General features: G+C 45.3%; 21 protein-coding genes. 8 read left to right on the plus strand and 13 right to left on the minus strand.

The features are described from left to right. Positions 1-12: 12 nt before the first annotated feature. The 6 genes from EYM_RS06425 to tsaA all read right to left on the minus strand — a co-directional run bounded on the left by EYM_RS06425 (position 13) and on the right by tsaA (position 3,346). A complete protein-coding gene (locus EYM_RS06425; RefSeq protein WP_075050248.1) occupies positions 13-246 on the minus strand; it encodes a hypothetical protein in 234 nt (77 codons plus the stop codon). A 76-nt stretch (positions 247-322) separates the two neighbouring features. Continuing rightward, positions 323-937, minus strand: a complete 615-nt coding sequence (locus EYM_RS07725; RefSeq protein WP_083495102.1) for a DUF1028 domain-containing protein — start codon at positions 935-937, stop codon at positions 323-325. Between the two features lie 95 nt (positions 938-1,032). Continuing rightward, positions 1,033-1,479 carry a hypothetical protein gene (locus EYM_RS06435; RefSeq protein WP_075050251.1) on the minus strand — a complete coding sequence of 149 codons (447 nt, stop codon included), beginning with the start codon at positions 1,477-1,479 and terminating at the stop codon, positions 1,033-1,035. Between the two features lie 75 nt (positions 1,480-1,554). Further along, positions 1,555-2,052 (minus strand): MBL fold metallo-hydrolase, encoded by a 498-nt coding sequence (locus tag EYM_RS06440; RefSeq protein ID WP_075050252.1) that lies wholly within the window; start codon positions 2,050-2,052, stop codon positions 1,555-1,557. Beyond that, entirely contained in the window at positions 2,049-2,837 is a 789-nt protein-coding gene (locus EYM_RS06445) for a CBS domain-containing protein (RefSeq protein ID WP_075050254.1), read from the minus strand. Before EYM_RS06445 ends, EYM_RS06440 begins: the two co-directional genes overlap by 4 nt. 53 nt (positions 2,838-2,890) lie before the next feature. Then, positions 2,891-3,346 (minus strand): tRNA (N6-threonylcarbamoyladenosine(37)-N6)-methyltransferase TrmO, encoded by a 456-nt coding sequence (gene tsaA, locus EYM_RS06450; RefSeq protein ID WP_083495103.1) that lies wholly within the window; start codon positions 3,344-3,346, stop codon positions 2,891-2,893. Positions 3,347-3,482: 136 nt separating this feature from the next. On the opposite strand from tsaA, the gene EYM_RS06455 reads away from it, so the two are divergent. Together EYM_RS06455 and EYM_RS06460 are read left to right on the plus strand one after the other, a co-directional pair. After that, positions 3,483-4,217, plus strand: a complete 735-nt coding sequence (locus EYM_RS06455; protein WP_075050255.1) for an ABC transporter ATP-binding protein — start codon at positions 3,483-3,485, stop codon at positions 4,215-4,217. After that, positions 4,214-5,593 (plus strand): ABC transporter permease, encoded by a 1,380-nt coding sequence (locus tag EYM_RS06460; RefSeq protein ID WP_075050257.1) that lies wholly within the window; start codon positions 4,214-4,216, stop codon positions 5,591-5,593. The genes EYM_RS06455 and EYM_RS06460 overlap by 4 nt, the downstream gene beginning before the upstream one ends. Here EYM_RS06460 and EYM_RS06465 read toward each other — a convergent pair. Further along, positions 5,590-6,303 carry a DedA family protein gene (locus tag EYM_RS06465; protein ID WP_075050259.1) on the minus strand — a complete coding sequence of 238 codons (714 nt, stop codon included), beginning with the start codon at positions 6,301-6,303 and terminating at the stop codon, positions 5,590-5,592. The two genes, EYM_RS06460 and EYM_RS06465, sit on opposite strands and share 4 nt — an antisense overlap. 148 nt (positions 6,304-6,451) lie before the next feature. Here EYM_RS06465 and EYM_RS06470 point away from each other — a divergent pair, with 148 nt between their 5' ends. Both EYM_RS06470 and EYM_RS06475 read left to right on the plus strand, forming a co-directional pair. Further along, positions 6,452-7,471: an adenylosuccinate synthetase gene (locus EYM_RS06470; RefSeq protein ID WP_075050260.1), complete on the plus strand. Its 1,020-nt coding sequence runs from the start codon at positions 6,452-6,454 to the stop codon at positions 7,469-7,471. Between the two features lie 60 nt (positions 7,472-7,531). Then, positions 7,532-8,095, plus strand: a complete 564-nt coding sequence (locus tag EYM_RS06475; RefSeq protein WP_075050261.1) for a GMP synthase subunit A — start codon at positions 7,532-7,534, stop codon at positions 8,093-8,095. On the opposite strand, the gene EYM_RS06480 is transcribed toward EYM_RS06475, so the two are convergent. Both EYM_RS06480 and EYM_RS06485 read right to left on the minus strand, forming a co-directional pair. Further along, on the minus strand, positions 8,092-8,832 hold the full coding sequence (locus EYM_RS06480; protein ID WP_075050263.1) for a sulfite exporter TauE/SafE family protein: 741 nt from the start codon (positions 8,830-8,832) through the stop codon (positions 8,092-8,094). The two genes, EYM_RS06475 and EYM_RS06480, sit on opposite strands and share 4 nt — an antisense overlap. Before the next feature lie 47 nt (positions 8,833-8,879). Further along, positions 8,880-10,277, minus strand: a complete 1,398-nt coding sequence (locus EYM_RS06485; RefSeq protein ID WP_075050265.1) for an NAD(P)/FAD-dependent oxidoreductase — start codon at positions 10,275-10,277, stop codon at positions 8,880-8,882. Between the two features lie 198 nt (positions 10,278-10,475). Between EYM_RS06485 and EYM_RS06490 the strand changes: the two genes are divergently transcribed. The 3 genes from EYM_RS06490 (at position 10,476) to EYM_RS06500 (ending at position 14,997) form a co-directional block, all read left to right on the plus strand. Continuing rightward, on the plus strand, positions 10,476-11,621 hold the full coding sequence (locus EYM_RS06490) for a DNA topoisomerase IV subunit A (RefSeq protein WP_217221076.1): 1,146 nt from the start codon (positions 10,476-10,478) through the stop codon (positions 11,619-11,621). Between the two features lie 338 nt (positions 11,622-11,959). Then, the gene (locus EYM_RS06495; RefSeq protein WP_075050267.1) at positions 11,960-12,844 is read left to right on the plus strand and encodes a class II glutamine amidotransferase; all 885 of its coding nucleotides are present in this window, start codon (positions 11,960-11,962) and stop codon (positions 12,842-12,844) included. Then, a complete protein-coding gene (locus EYM_RS06500) occupies positions 12,832-14,997 on the plus strand; it encodes a glutamate synthase-related protein (RefSeq protein WP_075050269.1) in 2,166 nt (721 codons plus the stop codon). The genes EYM_RS06495 and EYM_RS06500 overlap by 13 nt, the downstream gene beginning before the upstream one ends. Here the strand turns inward: EYM_RS06500 and EYM_RS06505 are convergent. The 3 genes from EYM_RS06505 to EYM_RS06515 form a co-directional block, all read right to left on the minus strand. Next, entirely contained in the window at positions 14,982-16,016 is a 1,035-nt protein-coding gene (locus tag EYM_RS06505; protein WP_075050271.1) for a histone deacetylase family protein, read from the minus strand. The genes EYM_RS06500 and EYM_RS06505 overlap by 16 nt on opposite strands. Positions 16,017-16,080: 64 nt before the next feature. Beyond that, a complete protein-coding gene (locus EYM_RS06510) occupies positions 16,081-18,438 on the minus strand; it encodes an ABC transporter substrate-binding protein (RefSeq protein ID WP_075050272.1) in 2,358 nt (785 codons plus the stop codon). Between the two features lie 196 nt (positions 18,439-18,634). Beyond that, the gene (locus tag EYM_RS06515) at positions 18,635-19,099 is read right to left on the minus strand and encodes a COG2426 family protein (protein WP_075050274.1); all 465 of its coding nucleotides are present in this window, start codon (positions 19,097-19,099) and stop codon (positions 18,635-18,637) included. Between the two features lie 99 nt (positions 19,100-19,198). On the opposite strand from EYM_RS06515, the gene EYM_RS06520 reads away from it, so the two are divergent. Then, on the plus strand, positions 19,199-19,633 hold the full coding sequence (locus EYM_RS06520; RefSeq protein WP_075050276.1) for an archease: 435 nt from the start codon (positions 19,199-19,201) through the stop codon (positions 19,631-19,633). On the opposite strand, the gene EYM_RS06525 is transcribed toward EYM_RS06520, so the two are convergent. Next, positions 19,612-19,977, minus strand: coding sequence for a hypothetical protein (locus EYM_RS06525; protein WP_075050277.1), 366 nt, complete (start codon positions 19,975-19,977; stop codon positions 19,612-19,614). The two genes, EYM_RS06520 and EYM_RS06525, sit on opposite strands and share 22 nt — an antisense overlap. Positions 19,978-20,066: the final 89 nt, after the last annotated feature.

The following is a 20,066-nucleotide window of genomic DNA, read 5'->3' on the forward strand; positions in this document are numbered from 1 at the left end:
GTTTCTCTATTTTTACCCCGTGAAATATGGGCTGTATCTGATTAGATCGGAAACCTTCTTGCTTAGTTCTCCTAATTGGGAAGCTAGTTCGTGAACGTTGCTGCTTAGCTTAGTTATGTCATGACTCATTGCATCTATCCTTCCATTGATCGACACTGCGTATACTATTGTTAAGGTTAGAGCTATGGAAGCTACGGCCAAGGCTAAGAGACCTATATCTGCTATACCTAACCTTATCCTTCTCACTCCAACTCCCCGTTAACGGGTATAGTCTCACGGAAGCCTAATAAATGGGTAAAGGGGGTCTACATCGAAAGGACTGTTATAAGTACCTCGCGCTCTTCCTTTTCAGCAAATACGATCTGGCTTTAGTTATTAATTCGAAGAGAGGGTCCTCGCTGAGGTTCACTGAGAACAACTTCGCTTCGCCATTGTTCCATATAAGCAACGAAGCGCTTCTACTTGGCCATAAGTTACCTCTCCTTTCGATCTTTAGCGCAGCTTGCAATACTGAGAAAACGGGGTCTTCATCTGCAGAGCAGGCGAGCTTCAAACTACCGCTCTTCAAACCGTTGCCAGCGTATACGACGTTGCCGCATTTCCCATGACCTTTTTCCTCAACGGTTCCGAATCCCGTAAAGGCATACCAATCACCATCTACGGAAATAGCCAAGGCTTGCCTATACGGCGCCTTTTTATCACTTAGGAGAACCTCCGTAATTGCTTCCTCTGGACCGTTTACTAATTTAAAAGCGATCTTTTCAGCTAGGCCCCTAGAGGAAAGCCCTTGGACTATAGCTATTCCATATTTTGAGTACGCTACGGCCCTCTGGGCAATGTAAGGTCGCGGTGATATAGTTAAGGCAACTATTAGTCCGTCCTTGAATGACGCTAACGTGTAAGTCGTCGCTGAACACCTCCTTAAAGTAATTAGGATACTATTCCTTCTGAACTGGGCCTCCTGTAAAGACTAGAACATGACCCCGGTATTATTTGAATTGTAAAAATGGGAGGAGGTGATTTTAAGTAAAATCAGTTAGTTGCCCTTACCAATTTCTTAGCTTTAAGGGAAGCCTTTATCTTCTCCTCTAATTCAAGTGCGGTCTTCTTAATGATGTCTTGGTGTTTTACCGCTATGTGCGGTTCGGCGTGGTTAGTGTGAATGGGGGTGTGACAAATCTTACAATACCCCTCCTCCACTATTGGCTCGATTTCTAAGAGGAATGGCATTGCAAGCTTTAGGAGCTTAACTACTAGAGGGGGTCTGGCCTTGCTTACTAATTGGTAGGCGGCGCTCTTTAATTGAGCCTTTTGAACGTTGTACTTCTTGGAGGCCTCACTAGGAGATTCGTTATTTACTAAGTAATCGTAAAGGGCTTGGAGTACGTCCTTCCTGTTAGCCAGAGCTTTTAATGCCAGGTACTCCAGAACGGCCCTACGCTCCTCCACGAGCCTTTTCCTATTATCTGCGGTTTGCATTGCGGTTCCCGTATTCTACTTCTGTCTTATCCCTAATAAACTCTTCACTTTCGTTGGATATTGGTTTAGCGCCTCTCACCTCACCGAAACTAAGACTAAAGTCTTTTTCGTATGGTCAAAATTAACGGTAAAAAATTTCGATGCTCTTATCCGGATCATTCCGCGGCATAGGTCCTTTATCATGTTTTCGGTGTCAAAAGGACGTCTAGTTCCAGGAACCCAGTAGGCTAAGGGAACGATTACCTTCCATGGCCCCTTCTTGGCTATCTCGCAAGCCTCGAAGGCACTTAGGTACCAGAAACCACCCATGGGTATTGCCAATACGTCAGCCGGGGGAAGCTCTGTAGGTCTAGCAATAGGTCCCGCATGTAGTACTTTAACTCCGTTCACGTGAACAACGTATCCTTTCCTGAGACCCCTAACGCTAGGTATCCTTAGCTCTGAGAACTTGGGTTCGCATTTCCGAGCCGATATTAAGCAGTCTAGATGGGCGCAATTTATCTTTACTTCGCATTCCTCGCTTAGCAGCTCGAGACCCAGATCCCCTATCCTAGAGATCCGAAGACCCTTCAAATTCTCGAGAGCACCTCTAAAGCCCCTCTGACTAAATTACCCTCCGTTACCATGCCTACCACTTGCCTACCTATGGTTACTAAGAGCGCCTCCTTGCCCTTATCGATCATTATAGCTGCCGCTTGCGATATAGGCGTCGATGCGCTAATCTTGAACGTCTCTTCCGCGGCCTCCTCTACGGGTGCCGAAGGCGATAATTCCATTGCTTTCTTCACTAATTTACTCATGCTCACTATACCTATAATTTCATCGTCCTTACTTAAAGCTAAGTGACGCGTCCATAGCTCCGTCATCAGCTCCAAGACTTCTCTTATCGAAGATCCCGGTAGGACGAAGGTGCTTATTGGACTCATTACGTTTTCAACCTTCTCGAGAGAGGGTACTACTGCTAAGAACTTTACTACGTCCTTCTCAGTTAGTATTCCCCTAATTCTCTCCATGCTGTCTAAGATTATTACTGAACCTACGCCGTGCTCGATCATCATTTCAACGGCCTTGAACAACGGATCGTCCACGTACACCCGGATCGGTTGGACGTTCATGTATTCCATTACTTTTCTCTCTTTCAGTTTGTTTACGCCCTCCTTAGCTATTATTGAAGCAACGTCCCTTAACCCCACCATTCCTATGAAGTGACCGCTCGAGTCCTTAACCGGTAAGTGTCGTATATTGAATTCGATCATTAAGTTGGCTGCAGTTTCCATGTCCGTTTCGGGTGAAACCGTAACAACGTCCTTGGTCGCGTAATCCATAACTTTAACGTAGTGTTTTCCCCATTCCTCCAAGGCTACACGTACCCTAATTCATACCTTTAGTAGACGTTAGTTAAAGACCGCTTTCACTTCCTTCTAACCAACTTCAGAAGCTCTCGGGGATCGTCTAGCCCGCCCGAGTAAAGCTTTATGTCTAGCACCGGCGTTGAGTCTACTGCATCGAGCCCCAGAACCTTTAAGCAACAATCAACCTTATCTATAACGTAACATAGAGATAACCCAATGGGGTTTGGTCTGGCTGGGCTCCTTGTAGCGAATACGCCCACCTCAGGGAATCGCTCGTCGTGAAATGGATGAACTTTAATTGGTTTATCCTTGCTCAAGTGAGCGTACCATATTACCCAGATTAAGGAACCTCTCTCTATTCCATCCAATCCATCGCAGTATTCCTTCAGTAATTCTATGGTCGCCTCTTTAGACCTTAGCTCATCTCCTTCCCTGAAGACCTCCTCCTTCCCTTTGACCGCCCTTAGTTCCTCTCTTCTCCTAACGTAGCCTATTGCGTTACAAACGAAATTCATACGAGTCCCTTTGTTAGTCAATGAAGCTAAACGATATTCTTAGTGTTCTCGCGAACTTCATTGAAAAAACGTTAATAACGAAGAACAATATGAGTCCCTTAAATACAACCATCTGAAACTCTTCGCGGAGAGCGTTTTGAATGCAGTGGAAATCAAGGGCCTGAGGAAGACTCTAGGACGTAAAGAGATCCTCAAAGGGATAAACTTGGAGATAAAGGAAGGAGAGATATTCGGCCTCATAGGTCCAAACGGAGCGGGTAAGACGACGACCCTCCGAATAATAGCGACGTTATTGAAGCCGACCGCTGGAATCGTTAAAGTATACGGAAGGAACGTCGCTGAAGAGCCAGAAGAGGTAAGGAAGCTTATCTCCTACCTTCCCGAAGAGAGTGACGTTTACTTGAGGCTAACTGGCTTAGAGAACTTGAAGTTCTTTGCCATGGTTTACGCTAAGAACGAAGAAGAGGTCGAGGAAATGATTCGAAGAGGTATTGAGATAGCCGATCTAGGGAACGCAATAAATAGACTAACTAGGACGTACAGTAAAGGTATGAGAAGGAGGCTGGCGTTAGCTAGGGCGCTAATGGTGAGGCCTCGTTTGGCCATTCTTGACGAGCCTACCTCCGGTCTAGACGTTTACTCAGCTATGAAGGTTCGGAACTCAATAAAGAAGTTCGTTAAAGAAACTGGAAATACTGTAATCTTGTCTTCTCACAACATGCTGGAAGTAGAGTACTTGTGCGACAGGGTGGCGTTCGTTGCAAACGGTAAGATAGTGCAAATAGGAACCCCGAAGCAACTGAAGGAAATGTACGGAGCCGAGAACTTGGAAGAAGCATTCATCAAGGCTGTGGAGGTTGAGGCGAAGTGAATCACTTGAAAGCTATACTGTGGAAGGAAATAAAGGACTTATCAAGAGATAGAAAGACACTAATCTCCACCATAGTATTGCCAGCGTTCTTGCTTCCTATGATGGGACTCTTGCTAACGGCCGCACAGAAAACGGTACCAATAAAGGTTGTAATAGTGAATTTAGATAACGGTACATCTCTTCCATTAACTTCCCCACCAACAATACTGAACGTCTTAACTAACAAGTCTCAGCAGAGAATTAATTACGGTGATCTCATTGCTTCTTACTTAAAGAAGGTTCTACTTAACGTTTCATCGAGCGTTTATATAGAGGTTTACAAGAGTTACGATAAAGTGAAAGACTACGATATACTAATAGTTATTCCTTCGAACTTCAGTGAAGTGTTATCCGAGATCAATCCATATAATTTCAAGCAAACGCTAGTTAGAGTTTACTTCAGAGCTGGACCCTCAGGAGTTAATATAGCTGGTAGTATAGTTTCACAAACGATACTTCGGACCCTTTCAACGCTTTCCCAACAAGTCTTCGGAACTCAGAGAGTCAAGGTATTGTTGGCCTGTTGCGACGCAACGGACGTGCCTCCGGAAGCCGTTACGAATCCAATACGAATAGTTAGCGAGTACGTTAGCGTTACTGGCGAAAAGATCAGTGCCAAAGAAGTAAGTAAAATACTAACGGCGAAGTTACTCCTGTTCTCAATATTCTATGTAAGCATGCCAGTTGTGGCTTTCATAAGCGACTCGATAGCTGGTGAAAGGGAAAGGAAGACTCTAGAGACGCTCTTGGCTTCGCCCATTAACAGGAGGAACGTAGTAATAGGTAAACTAGCTGCAGTTGTAGTCCTAGGGCTCTTAGCTGCCGTTGCTGACGTTATAGGTCTTATTCTCTATATTCAGATATTAAACAGTCAAATATCTTCAATTAACGTGCAAGGAAGCGTTGCTACCGAGGCGTTCACGCTCGCCCTAGATCCGATACTGATAGCTGTACACGGTATAGTAATGCTCCTGGTTGTAGCTGCTACAGCCTCCATGTTAATGCCCATCTCAGCTTTATCGGACAGCGTTAGAAGCGCTCAATCCATAGGCGGCTTCATTCAAATGATACCGCTCCTAGTTATATTCTATGCAATGTATGGCAGCTTAAGCTCTCTTCCCGAGAACTTGAAGATAGCGATATACTTGATACCCCACACTTACGCCGTAATTGGAATAGATGAGGCATTGAAAGGTAACTACTTAGGGGTACTAGAAAGCGTTATAAAGATGATAATAGTGTCAACAGCTTATCTCGCAATAACCATAAGGATCTTCGAGAGCGAGTACATAGTGACCGGAAGTATTTCAAGAAAGAGGAGTCAAGCTGCTCCTTAGTCCTTTTTACTATCGCTTCTACCTTTAAGTAAATCGATTACCTTCTTTATTCCCATTGCCTTCAAGAGCTCTTCGCCCAATACAACTGACGCTTCACCGAGTCCCTTCTCGGAGAGCGCTATCCCAACTCTAACCCAGTCTATTCTAGCAATTATTGCGGATAACACTAGTGTGACAATAATCAATATAAGAACGCTCTCGGCCGCTCCTAGGTTGTATTGAGATGATATTTCACCGTACGCGTTTCCAAATACTATACTTAGGAACGTGATAATTACCTTCCCCATCCATACAGCAATGAAGAATTTAGTTAGAGGGTACCTCGCCACTCCTAAGGGTATGTAGAGGACGTCGTCTGGTAGGGGCAAGGCGGCGAAGAGGAATATGGCAATGAATATTCCCCTTTTGGCCATACTAGCGAATATATGCATATTGCGTTTAACTTTCTCCGGCAATATTTCGGAAGTGGCGACGCCCGTCAAGTATACAATTACCTTTCCGATAGCCGCTCCAAGTCCCCCAACGACGCTCCAAATTATCACGTCCACCAAACTCAACCTCATTTGGGAAGCCATGGCTGCTATTACCGCTAGGTAAGGTACTGTCGCGTAAGGTATCGCGTTCCCTACTAATGATATAATGAACACTCCTAGTGGTCCGTATTCTATAACTAGGTTATTTAGGTCCGAAATGAACTCATTGAAATCCATCTCTCTTTCAACCGAATCCCTTGAGCGTACGGTTGTTTTTATCTAGGCGGAGTCCGGCGGGGATTCAATTCTTCATCCATTTCCGAAAGCGAGCTCCCTCGTCATCCTCCTTTAAAATCCGACAATAGGAGCACAATAGGGCTAATTTATGCCAGTGGACCTAATTGTAGGAGCCCTATTTGGAGACGAGGGCAAAGGTAAGATTGCGTCATTTATTGCTTTCGATCAAAGGCCGTCAATCATGGTTAGGACCGGTGCTATCAACGCTGGACACACAGTTTACTATCGAGGAAGGGAATACAAACTTAGAGCTTTGCCTTCGGGACTCGTGACTCATAGAGACGCTGTGGGAGCCGTAGCCCCGGGCGCTCTCATAAGCATAGACGTCCTGAAAAGGGAAGTTGAAGAGCTGGGCTTAAGTAAGGGCTCTGTATGGGTCGATGAGAGAACGGGAATAATTACGGAGGAACATATCGAAAGGGAGAGGAGCGATGCAAATCTCTCAAAGAAGATAGGGTCGACACTAACTGGAGTAGGGGCCGCAATGAGCGATAGGGTATTAAGGAAGCTCAAGCTGGCGAGGGACTATAGGGACGAAATAGAGAAATTTGCCACTGTCGTGGACCTCCCTCAACTGCTTTACGAGGCGGTTGACGGTTTGAAGGTCGTTCATATTGAAGGAACGCAAGGCTTCGGACTAAGCTTGTATCACGGTACCTATCCTTACGTTACGTCGAGAGACGTAACCGCTCCGGCGTTGTTGTCCGAAACTGGTTTGTCACCATCCGATGTAAGGGACGTGATATTAGTTACTAAGGCATACGTTACGAGAGTTGGAGCAGGTCCATTAGAAGGCGAAATCAGCTTAGAAGAAGCTGAGAAGAGGGGACTGGTTGAGTACGGAACTGTTACGGGCAGGCCTCGAAGGGTCGCCCCCCTAGAGGCGAACCTACACCTACTCAAGAGGGCCGCCAGGGCGAACGGCGCCACTAAGTTGGCCGTTACCAAAATAGACGTCTTATTCCCAAAGACTAAGGGAATCACATCGTGGCGCGACCTCCCAAGCGAAGTAAAGGCGTGGTTAAGTGACATAGAGAAGGAAGTAGGAGTTCCTATTTGCTACGTTGGCACTGGCCCCGATGCCTTAGAAACGATAAAGGCATGTTGAGCTCTAATTTCCTTCCGGTTTAAAAAGCGGAGATTGCCGACGTTAACGGTGAAGTAGCTCTTGGTTAGGGTACTGGTCGTTGCCTTCGGAGGCCAGTACAATCATTTAATAAAGAGAAGTATTGAGAAGCTGGGCCATGAAGCAGACATGGTACTTTATACAATGAAACCTGACGTAAACAAGTACGATTGCATAGTGTTTGGAGGCGGACCTCTAACTATGCCCAAAGACTTCGAGAAGGTCAAATGGTTAAAGGAATACTTGAGCTTAGGTAAACCTGTTCTGGGAATATGTCTAGGTCACCAAGTTCTAGCTCTATTAAATGGAGGAACAGTAGGTCCTTCGCCGAAGCCGGAATACGGTGACGTCACCATATACGTTGACGACGAAGACGAGATATTAAGAGGATTGGGACCGAAGTTCTTAGCTTGGGAGAGTCACAACGAGGAAGTGCTAGAGGAGCCTCCCAATAGCGTGGTAATAGCTCACAGCGACAATACTCGAGTTCAAGCCCTCAAGTACCTTAACGGTCCCTTCTACGGCGTTCAGTTCCATCCAGAAGTCCAACATACACCTAAAGGCAGTCAAGTCTTCCAGAACTTCATATCAATCTGCAAGTCCTAAATTAACATCTTTACTCCCATAAGGAGCATTAATAATGCAAATAGCTTCTTGAGCTTCGCTCTATCCATCTCTTTCATTAACTTCGAACCTATCTTCGTTCCTATTATTATTCCGGGTAGGAAGGCTAGAGCCAACTCCCAATCCACGTAACCCCATGCGATCTTGGGAAGGGCTGAGGCAATTGCTGTCATAGGTAACGCGGCTACACTAGTTCCAATTGCGATCTTTACGTCCATATCGAAAACGAGCATTAATATTGGATTTATTAGAACGCCTCCGGACATTCCAGCTAAGCCCGCGAACGTTCCAAGCAATACTCCGCTCAGAATCAAAGCAGTTTTCTCTGGAGGCTCAGTTCTAGTACCCTTAGTCTTTGTTACCACTAACGCCGAAATTATTATGAACAATATTCCCAAGACCTTATCCATGACTTTCATTTGGGATGCTATTAAGAACAAGTAGTTGCCTATTACAGTTCCGATAACTCCGCCTATGCCCAAGTAGATGCCTTCCTTCCTTAACGTTCCTTGTCTTAAGTGAAACCACGCCGAAGAGAGGGTGCTTGCAATTATTATGACTGAATTAGTACCAACAGCTACGGAAGGATCGACGCCCAATAGGAATATCATTGATGGAATTGAAATAACTCCGCCTCCAACTCCAAAGAGAGAGGCGACAACGCCAGTAATGATTGCAATGACTAGTATCTCTGCAAACCCTATCAAGTTAGCTTGCATTTCCGGCAAACCATCGCGTCAGCTTAGCGTGTATATATGAGTGTTTTTTAGCTGAGCTTCTTTGCGATGGCCTCGCCAGCAATGAGGCCGGTAGCGGCCGCTACGTTGATTCCTCTAGAAAGTCCGGCTCCGTCTCCAGCAGCGTAGACGTTCGCGACGTCGGTCTCCATGTTCCTATCGACTTTCGCCTTCATACTATAGTACTTTATTTCTGGGGCATAGAGTAAAGTGTGTGGTGCGAAGACACCGGGGATAATGTAGTCTAGGCTCTTCAGTCCTTCCAATATGTTAGTTATGACTCTATATGGGAACGCCATGCTTATGTCACCCGGAGTTACCTCTCTTAAGGTAGGCTTGGTTACGCTCCTCTTTATTCTCTCCCACGTACTTCTTCTGCCGCTCTCTAAGTCTATTAGTCTTTGAATAAGAGGATTTCCTCCACCCAACTTCGTAGCCAGTTTAGCTATGTTCTTACCATACTCTATGGTGTCCTCCATGGGATCGGTTAACTTAACTGTTACTAGGAAAGCGAAGTTCGTATTGTTGCTCTTCATGTTTAAGTATGCGTGACCGTTAACTCCAACAGTACCATCATCGTATACTTCTTTTACAACGAAGCCCTTGTGATTAGTACAGAAGGTCCTAACTTTGTCATCGAACGTTCTCGTATATATTATTATCTTAGGGTCGACCTCTACGTCTATTATCTCTTCCATTACTTCGTAAGGAACTTCAACTCTGACGCCCACATCTAACGGACCGCTTTCGAGCGTTATGCCTAACTTCCTTGCTATATTAACGAACCAATCGGCCCCTCCCCTTCCGGGGGCTAAGAGTAAGTATTTGCTCTCAAAGACTCCCTTAGTCGTTTTAACTCTTTGACGAGAATCAACGATGTCTACGTCGAGTGCCTCGGTACCTATAATGAACTTCACGCCCTTGCTTTCTAAGTATTTAGTCATGTTTTCAATTACCCTCACTGAGTGATCGGTACCTATGTGTCTCTGTCTTATTGGAACGAACTTCGCACCTACCTTAACTGCCCTCTTCTCTATCTCTTTAACGCGATCCATGTCGGGTTCGTGAAGCGTATCGGGAGGGGCTCCAAACCTTAAGAATATCTTATCGACTTCCTCTATTAATTCCCATGCCCTTTCTTCACTACCCACCAATTCTTGCAAGTCGCCACCTACGTCAGGCCTCAAGTTAATGAGGCCCGAAGAGAGCGTTCCAGCGCCACCGACTCCATATAGTATGTGACAAGGCTTACAATACGTACATTTCCCTATCTTAGGTTCCTGGAGAGGGCATATCCTTTGATGTGCGTAATAGCCCTTCTCGATTATACCTATTCTAGCTTTCCCATTGGTAAGCTCAGCAATTTTCAAGGCAGCAAACATACCAGCTGGTCCGGCTCCAACTATGAGGACATCGAACTCGTTCATAGTTTACCACCTCGTATTCTGTTAAGTAGAAGTTGGATCTCTCCTCCTTCGTTAACTTTTATTGAAATTGAAGGAGCCAGCGCACTAGGAAAGTACACCCACTTCCCTTGGGGGCTAGATGGGAAAGATGGAATTTAAAGGTTTGTATGTGATTCAGCTTATATCGAACCTCATTGATGCTTAATGGGATTAACTGAAATGCAGTTCAGTAAAGCTGACATCAAGGCTAGGAAGAGAGCTGCTGAAATAATTCACAAGGCCTTCATGAAAGTAGTTAATAAAGTGCTAAAGGGAGAAGAACCTGAACTCACCCTACCCAAGAGAACCTTACAGAACACCGTTTGGGACGAGCGGATGAAGATACTCCGACTGGGCGAAGAAACGCTAACTAGGAAGTTCCTTGATATCAACGAAGCTAAGATGTTTATGAAGACAACCCTAATGGCTTCAATAATCTATGAAGCGTTATTGAACGACGAATATCCAACGATAAGAGATCTATACTACCGAGGCAAGCATACGATAGTTTACGTTGACCATAAAGGGAGGAAGAGAGAAGAAAACACTTGGGACGACCAGAAGGAAAGCGATGCCGTAATTACCGACGTTGAAGTATTTACGGGACTCCTCAGAGAAGAAATGCTAATCCTAAGTAAAGAGAAAGGTAAAGTCGTAGGTAGGATGAGAATCAGGTCTGGCGATGACGTAATAGACTTGAGCAAAATGGGGCACGGCGCTTACGCCATAGAGCCTACGCCAGATCTGATAGAGTTCATTGACGTCGATGCGGAATTTGTATTAGTAATAGAGAAGGATGCTGTATTCCAACAGCTTCACAGAATAAAGTTCTGGGACAGATACAAGTGCTTACTAGTAACCTCTTCTGGACAACCGGATAGGGCAACTAGAAGGTTCGTTAGAAGGCTCAACGAGGAACTAGGCCTACCGGTTTACATATTGACCGATGCCGATCCATATGGATGGTATATCTATAGCGTCTTCCGATCGGGTAGCATAAACTTAAGCTATGAAAGCGAGAGACTGGCAACGCCGAACGCGAAGTTCCTAGGGGTTAGTATGAGCGATATATTTGAAAAGAATTGGCTTGGACCTAAAGAGAGAAAGAACGTTATAATAAAGGCTAAGGAAACTGACATTAAGAGAGCTAAGGAAATGCAGCGATATGACTGGTTCAAGAGCAGCCAGAAGTGGATGCATGAACTTGACTTGTTCCTCAAAAAGAAGAGTAAGTTGGAGATAGAGGCATTGGCCGTCAAGGGTCTAAGGTTCTTATCAGAAACCTATATCCCTCAGAAAATTCAGACGGGCGATTGGATTGAGTAATTCATATAAATATGAGTCTACTGTCATACCAGTAAATCACTTTTATTTAGGTTTTTCCTCCCTACGGAAACACTGGGGACCGCGATGAGTTCGAACGTACCAAACGAATTAATCGAAATACTGGAGTTAGTTAGATCTTCAGAGAAATTGGCACAGCTAGAGGTGACTGAAACCGTAATTTACATTAACGACGAATGATCGATAATTTTATAAAAGCAAAGCAACAATGTCTTAGCCTATATTTATATTGTCTAAACATCTAATCAGATTAGGTATGTCTACTCGGAACAGAACGTTATATCTCCTTATCACTTCTGACCCACTATGGGTACACTTCGTTGTGCGGAATCGCAGGAATTATGATTAAAGATAAGGAGGCCGATGTTGGGCAAAGCCTTTATGAAATGTTGAAGAGTTTGCAACATAGGGGAATGGATTCCGCGGGAACCGCCATTTACAATAATCAAAATCACTGGTTAATTAGGTTCGTCGTTGAAAATGAACCAAACGAAATAGCAAAGAAGATAAGGTATATGATAAACGTAATAGACTTTAAGAGCAAGAAATTGAACGATGGTAACTACATGTTGGAAGCACGCGTCCCCGCGGACGTATCGCTGGAAGAACTAAAGACTATTATAAGGAAATATTCCCTATCAGTCTTGTCGATTGGTAGAAAGTCGGTAATATCCAAAGACGTCGGGTTAGTAGACGACGTAGAAAGGGTCTTCGAGTTCAGCAAATTGAAGGGAACCCATGGGATAGGTCACGTAAGGTTCTCAACTGAAAGCGCGGTAGATGCTCTCCACGCTCATCCGTTCCAGACCTTCGATTTCCCAGACATAGCTATCGTTCACAACGGTCAGATTACTAACTATTGGAAGAGAAGGGAGATATTAGAGCTCGAAGGCCACGTCTTCCAAACCGATAACGATTCCGAGTTGATAATTCACTATATTGTGAATAAATTAAGAAAAGGTTATAGTTTAGAAGAAGCTCTCCATGAGGCAGTAAGGGACTTGGATGGTCCCTTCGCTTTTCTCATATCAATGCCTGAGGGAATAGGTATGGCAAGAGATAGGCTTGGCCTCAGACCTCTCGTTACCTCCGAAAGCGATGAAGTATTGGTAGCTGCTTCAGAGGAGGTAGCAATAAGGAAAGTCTTGCCCGAGGGTAAAATCACCTATCTAAGGCCTGGAGAGGTGGAAGTATGGAAGTTGTGAAGATAGACGCAAGGAACATGACTCCGAAGGAACTTAACAGAGAACTTAATAACAAATCTAAGTACGCTAAGAAAATAGTGGTTCTCAACCCCAACGCTAAACACTACATTGCAGCAGGACTAGTTGCTGAAGTGGAAGTTGAAGTGAAAGGTAGCGCAGGTTACTTCCTAGGTACAATGATTCACGGACCTAAGATAGTTCTCGAAGGTAACGCCGGGTGGTACGCTGGAGATAACATGACGATGGGTGAGATAATAGTAAAAGGTCACGCCGGAAACGGCGTAGGTCAGTACATGTACGGAGGCACGATAGTGGTCCATGGGGACGCTGGCGATAGAAGCGCTGCCCTCATGAAAGGCGGGACCGTAATAGTCAACGGAGACGCTGGCTTAATGACAGGACTCTACATGATGGGTGGTAAGGTAATAGTTCTCGGCGATCTAAACGAGTACGCCGGAGAGATGATAATAAACGGCAAGATATACGTAGGTGGCGCTCCAAAGAGCTTGGGTAAGAACGCAAAGCTCGTGGAAGCTCCCAAAGAGGAGGTAGAGGAGGTAAACGCGCTCCTCAAGAAATACGGCCTTAAGGGTAAGGACAGTTACTACGTGGTTGTTCCGAAGAGCCTTAGGCCCGTTTACAAGCCGCCTTCCGGTACTCCAGCTTTAAAGAAGCTCTTTCCTAAGTACATTACATATTTCACTTACGAACTATGTATTGGTTGCGGCGTATGTGCTAGGGTATGTCCGGAAAACGTAATTAAAATGGTTGGAAACAAACCAGTAACCGCCAGGCAAGCGGATTGCATTGGATGTTACGCTTGCGTTAATTACTGTCCGACCGACGCGGTAAAGGTGATCAGAGCTGCCGAAAGCATGACTAACAGAGCAGGTCTCAATGCGTCAAAGTATAACTACATAAGGCAAATGGCTTCCGTAGGTCACCCACCAGTAGTAGGCATGGGGGCTGAGAACAAGTACTTCCCGTCGCTAGATCAATTGACCTTCATTCCCGGCCAGACGTCGAGACCTCCTATAGACAGTTACAGGGAACCGTGCGACACCGAAGTAGTGCTAGGCGATAGGTTCGCTGAGAAGCCTTTGGTATTGAAGGCTCCAATAATGATAGGTGCAATGAGCTTCGGTTCGGTTAGCAAGGAGGTCAAAATAGCCCTTGCTAAAGCAGCGGGAAGGTTAGGCATAGCTGCAAACACTGGAGAAGGCGGAATGCTACCTGAGGAAAGGATGTACGCGAAAGTCCTGATCGTTCAGTACGCCTCAGGGAGGTTCGGTGTCTCGGCTAGCTACTTGAGGTCGGGAGATGCCGTCGAGATAAAGATAGGGCAAGGAGCCAAGCCCGGTATGGGAGGTCTTCTACTAGGAGAGAAGGTTACTCAAGACATAGCCAAGATGAGAGGGATACCAGTTGGAACTGACGCAATAAGTCCAGCTAGGCACTTAGACATAGTTGGACCCGAAGATCTGAAGATGAAGATAGAACAACTAAGGGAAATAACTGAATGGAAAGTACCTATAATAGTCAAGTACGCTGCTGGTAGAGTTGCGGACGACGTTAAGATAGCTGCTAAGGCTGGAGCGGACATAATAGTAATAGATGGAAAGCCTTCCGGAACGGGGGCAACGCCCTACATAGTAACTGAACACACGGGTTACTCCACTATGGCCGCAGTCGTGGAGGCGCACAAGGCCTTAAAGGAGATAGGTTTGAGAGACAAAGTTAGCCTAGTAGTTGGCGGAGGAATAACTAACGGTGCTGACGCCGCTAAGGTGTTAGCTCTGGGAGCAGATGCCGTTATGATAGCTTCCGCAACTTTGGTTCCAATTGGCTGTACCTACTGTGGAACTTGCCACAACGGCAAATGTCCTTATGGAATTGCAACTCAGAGGCCCGAGCTCAGGAGGAGGATCAACGTTGAATTGGCCGCAAAGAGAATAGAGAATTACTTACGTGCGTTAATTGAAGAGATGTGTATGTTCGCGCAACTTGCAGGAAAGAGCAAATTAAGTAACCTAGAAAAAGAGGACTTGCGCGCGCTAACGCCCGAAGCCTCCCTACTCACGGGCGTTAAGCTAATGGGAATAGAACAACCAATGGAGTCGCTGCTTAAGAGGAACTCTCAGAGAGGCCAGTAACTCCTCAACTCCACTTTTACGTTTTCCACGTAGTGTTCCACTTCTTCCATTGGTATAGCCTCTACAGATGTCTTTTCAGAGAAGATTTGCTTCCTCCCCGCTAGCGTCGCGTTTAAAGTACTCTTCGCAACAACCCATTCAACGTATCCGCCTTCTAATGCTATTACAATAGGGATTCCCATACTCTCTGCGAAATAGTATATCTCGTTGATTAGCTGCCATTGGCCGTTGAGCGTTAATGAGAATTCCGCTAGCGGGTCCTCCCAATGGGTGTCCCAACCAGCTGAGACTAAAATGAGATTGGGTTGATATGCCTCTAATATTGGTAACGCGATCCTGTCGAACGCATATAGTATTTGATCATCGTTCGTCCCAGGAGGCAACGCTATGTTTACAGTATACCCTTCGCCCTTTCCCCTTCCCTTTTGGTAAGGGAAGCCCTCGAAAGGATATAACGTTCGAGGGTCTTGATGAGTGCTTATGTAAAGTACCTCATCAGTATCGTAGAAGATATACGCTGTCCCATCGCCCCAATGCACGTCGATGTCTATGATAGCAACCTTTAAACCGAGTCTCCTAGCTTTTTCGGCTGCCAAGGCCACGTTATTGAATATACAGAAACCCTTGCCCTTGTTCCTTCTAGCGTGATGGCCCGGCGGTCTTACAGCGGTTACGGCCAAGTAGTGTTTGCCTTCAATTGCATTCATTGCTGCGTAGCTCACAGTTCCAGCAGCCGCTAGCGCCGCTTCCCAGCTATCGCCTGATACGTAAGTATCAGGGTCTAGCATACCACCGCCGACTTCGACCATCTGCTTAACGTAGGCAACGTACTCCGGGTCGTGAATCAAATGTAACTCTTTCTCATCTACCAAAACTGGGGAACGGACCTCAACCTCGCTTCCCAGCTCAGTTCTCTTTAAGAGATCTAGAATGGCCTTGATCCTTCCGGGGTGTTCCGGGTGTCGAAATGGAGGGGTATGTTTTAGGAACACTTCTCCAATATAAAGGGCTCTCTCCATGATTCAAGTCCAATGAGAAATGTGAGTCAAAGAAGGATAAAAAAGTGGTTTTAGATATATTAGGTTAACCTACAACGATTACGCTTGTAGTATACATAGATGGCCAGAAGGCCTCTTTGCTGTATGCTATTACCTTTACGGTATAGGTACCGGAGGTCCAGTTCTGAGTTTCTTCGCTCGTTATAGTTATGGTGTACTTACCGGGTGCCTTCTCCTTGGCGAAATCGGAGTAGACGAGCTTTCCGTCAGCTGAGTAGATAGCAACGAAGACCTTAGCATCGCTTAAGGGGGTCTTGGAGTTCTTGTCGATTACGTTAACAGTTACAGTTAACTCTTGACCTCTTATCAGTAAGGGCTTGTCAGTAGTTAGAGATGTTACCTGTGCGAACTTAACGTTCTCGTAAGCTAGGTATTCGAATTGATCTGCACTGAAGGGATATCCCTCGTTTCTGAATGCCTTAAGTATGGCTGAATCGGTAGTTGGATCGTAAGAGTCTAGGTATAGGGGTCCATTACCTATTACCATGTGGTTGTGCTTCTTTATGAAGTCTATTACAGCTTGATAGTTAGGCTTTGGCTTGGCACCAATGAGTTCGCACATCTCCTTTACTTGCTCTGGTACTACGCCCTTCTTCGCATCATCTTCAAGGTTCTTTAGAACTATCTTTACGTGGTCTGGGTTGAGGCTGTCTAGCCATTCGCCTCCCTTAGTTTCAGCTTCCGTCGGACTGAACGCCAGTTTGCTGTTTAGCACGGACTGCTCCATAGCGTATAATAGTTCCCACGGTACGCTAGGAGCTAGTACTGAAGTTGCTGTATCCGCTAGCTCGTTGGGATCGAAGTGGCTCATGTCAGTATAGATTACTATATCGGTTGGAGACTTAACTAATACTCCCTTGAAGTTCTCTATCCAAGTGCTATAGGTACTAGCCACGTAGCTGTCATACTTGGCATCGTCCTTTCCGCTCTTCGTACCCCACTCGGTAACTAGATATATCCAGTAGAGCATGTCACTTACTCTAACGTTCTGACCGGTATGGAATACGCCTAAGTTCCTCAGGTTTAGTTCGACAGCATACTTAGCCTTAGTTCCAGGCTTGACGTGAACCCACTTGTGGGTCTTGTAATCGTAAGTGATGGCTTTCTCGGGAACCTCTACGTTTTCGTAGACTTTCCAGCTCTTAGCTAAGAGCGGTATCTTGTCTCCAGTGTAGGGGTTGTTCCACATAAACGGTTCAATTAGACCTTGGTGTATTATAACGCTGTAGAAGTCTTGGTATCCACCTACAGGGTTCCAAGCCCACTTGTGTACGTACTTAGTACCTATCTTTAACTCCTTTGCATCGCCTTCGTAAGATATCATTTCGGTCCATCTGTTACCTATTCCGGCAGCGAGGTCAACGACAACATCCTTTACGTCCTTTCCGGCAACGAAGCCATTAATCGGAGCTACCACGAATATCCTAACGGATTCTTCAATTCCTTTCTTCACTAGTTTATTGAGGAGTTCGTCTCTTTCGGCCTTGGAGGAGTACTTACCGCTAGCTAGGGCCTTTCCTAAGTCATCCAGTTCCTTGTTCTTGTAATTGCAGAAGGTCGGTTCGCCCCATCCCGGCATGTAGCCAAAGAAGGGCGAGTACATTTGGTATACAGTACCTTCATTGTACTTAGTCATTGCAGAACTGCCCCAGCCCTCGGTGTACAGGCTCCAAGTGTACTTGCCCGGATCGCTACTGTAGACTAGTTGGTAGGCCTTCATGAAGTCTCCATATATTCTCTCAACTTTGAATCCTAACTTCTCTAAGTTAGTAGCTAACATATCGCCTATTTGCTTCCTTATCGGATCATCGCTTCTTATCATGAACTTAATAACTATTGGCTTACCTTTGTAGTACCACTTACCGTCCTTTAGTTCCGCTCCAGCCTTAGTGAGAGCGTTAGTTATCATTTCCTTAGCCTTTTCGAAGTCATACTTGAAATTGAATTGCGCTAGCGTCTCGAGTACGTCAAGGTAGTCCGGGTTTACTGGGGACAGCGGGCTAATCATTGAGAACCCGTAACCGTTGAGGACGTTGGTAACGACGGCTTGCCTGTCAATGAGGTAGTTTAGAGCAAACCTCACCTCTCTTATACTGAATGGGTTGAAAGGTCCGCCCATGTCTTGGGTAGGGCACGGATTCACTAGTATGTCGTCCATACCACCTAGCGCTAAGTAGACCTTAACGTTCGGGTTCTTTTGCAACTGGGTTATCATGTATGGCGGAATGCCCCAGAAATACATGTCTAATTTTCCGTGAAGAACGTCTTGCACTGCCAGCGAAGCGTCCGTATACCTCTTTATAACTTCCATTTCGGTCTTTGCGCCTGGTAAGGCTAGCGTTAGGAAGGCAAAGGTAAGAAATAAGGCAAGTACCTTCTTCATGCCAATGACACCTTCTCTCAGTAAACGTCCATTCAACGAAATATTTAAGAATATCTCTTAGGCGATAGAACACACCGATGAGGAAATGCACCTCCTCAGAAACTTAATGTTGAGATGGTAAGGTTCCGAGGGAATGAGGAAGGGATGGGGTTCCGAATAAAGCGATGTGGAACGGCAAGTCCCTCCGACCCTAAGTTTACCTCAGCACCAAGAGCGCGCCATTGGATGCTAAGAATACTATAGCAGTGGCTATCGCGTTCCCTACCGCTATAGCTAGAATTACGTCCTTTTGTTTTAGACCAAGCAGGTATCCAGCCAGTGCACCGGTCCAAACTCCGGTTCCAGGCAAAGGAATACCAATAAAGAGTATTAGACCTATTGTACCGTATCTCTCTACCTTCTCTGAGGCGTTCCTCTCGGTTCTCTCAATTATCTTATCCAGAATCTTTCTACCTCCCTTCCACGTTCGGGCTAAGATAATCATTGCCATATTTAGTATATGTTCAATTAGCACGTATACGGCTATTCCAGTGAGCGTCGAAAGAGCGTAACTGATAAGTATATATAGAGAAGGACAACGAGATGAAACTAGTAATGGAATGGATCCTCTAACCTCAACTACTGGTAATACGGATATTATAGATGCGTAGAGGCAGTCCATACAGTTCAGCCGATCTCTGCTAATCCTGCAGAATTCAAATAGCGTAAGGTTCTCTACAACTAATTTACTAGTCTCTCGAAGTTGCCATGAGGACCCGAGATGCCGTGTGAAAAGGAATATGAGCACTTACCTCATACTGCAGACGTTATAGTGGTGGGTTATGGGGAAACGCTAGAGGAAGCTTTCGAAAACGCCGCTAAGGGAACGTTCGCAGTGATAACGGACGTAAATAAAGTAGAGCCTAAAGAATGTAGGACTGTTGAGGACGAAGCAGATGACCTTCAACAAGCCCTTTATAAATGGATCGATGACTTGCTTCTTTATTTCGATAGTGAAGGAATGGTTTTTTCGAAGTTCGAAGTAAAATTAACCAAAATAGATGGGAAGTACAAGATAGAAGGGAAAGCTTGCGGTGAGAAGTTCGATCCTTCTAAACATGAATACGGAACTATTGTAAAGGCAATGACCTATGCTGAAATGAAAATAGAAAAGGTTGGTGACTGTTGGCGCGTTCAGTTCGTTGTTGATATATAGACTTCTTCTTTCTTCAGTATCTCTTCCACAAGCTCTAATTTATTGTGAAGTTCTTCTAATAACTCCACAGGTACCTTCTCCATTTTTAGTACTACTTCGTTTCCATTGATCTCTACTAGTCCGAATGCTTTAAGCTCAGTAACGAACTCTTCAATCTCAGGGTAAAGCTCACCTAGAATTTCGACCCCATTTTTAGAGAGCTTGGCGACGATCTCACCGAGCTTCGTTAGGTCGATTTTTCCGTTAATTAAGAAGAGTATTACAGCTAGCTCCCTCGGCGTTACAATTATTCGCACACTGGTCCCTTTATCTAAGTAGTCTCCCTCGCACCCCTTATAATCCAAGGAACCCCCGTTATCACATTACCCATTTAAGAACCACTAACTGTAAGACGAAAGTATCACTTTACAGAATCGAACCATCAAACTTTATA

This window comes from Ignicoccus islandicus DSM 13165 (assembly GCF_001481685.1).
In the GTDB taxonomy this organism is placed as follows: Archaea; Thermoproteota; Thermoprotei_A; order Sulfolobales; family Ignicoccaceae; genus Ignicoccus; species Ignicoccus islandicus.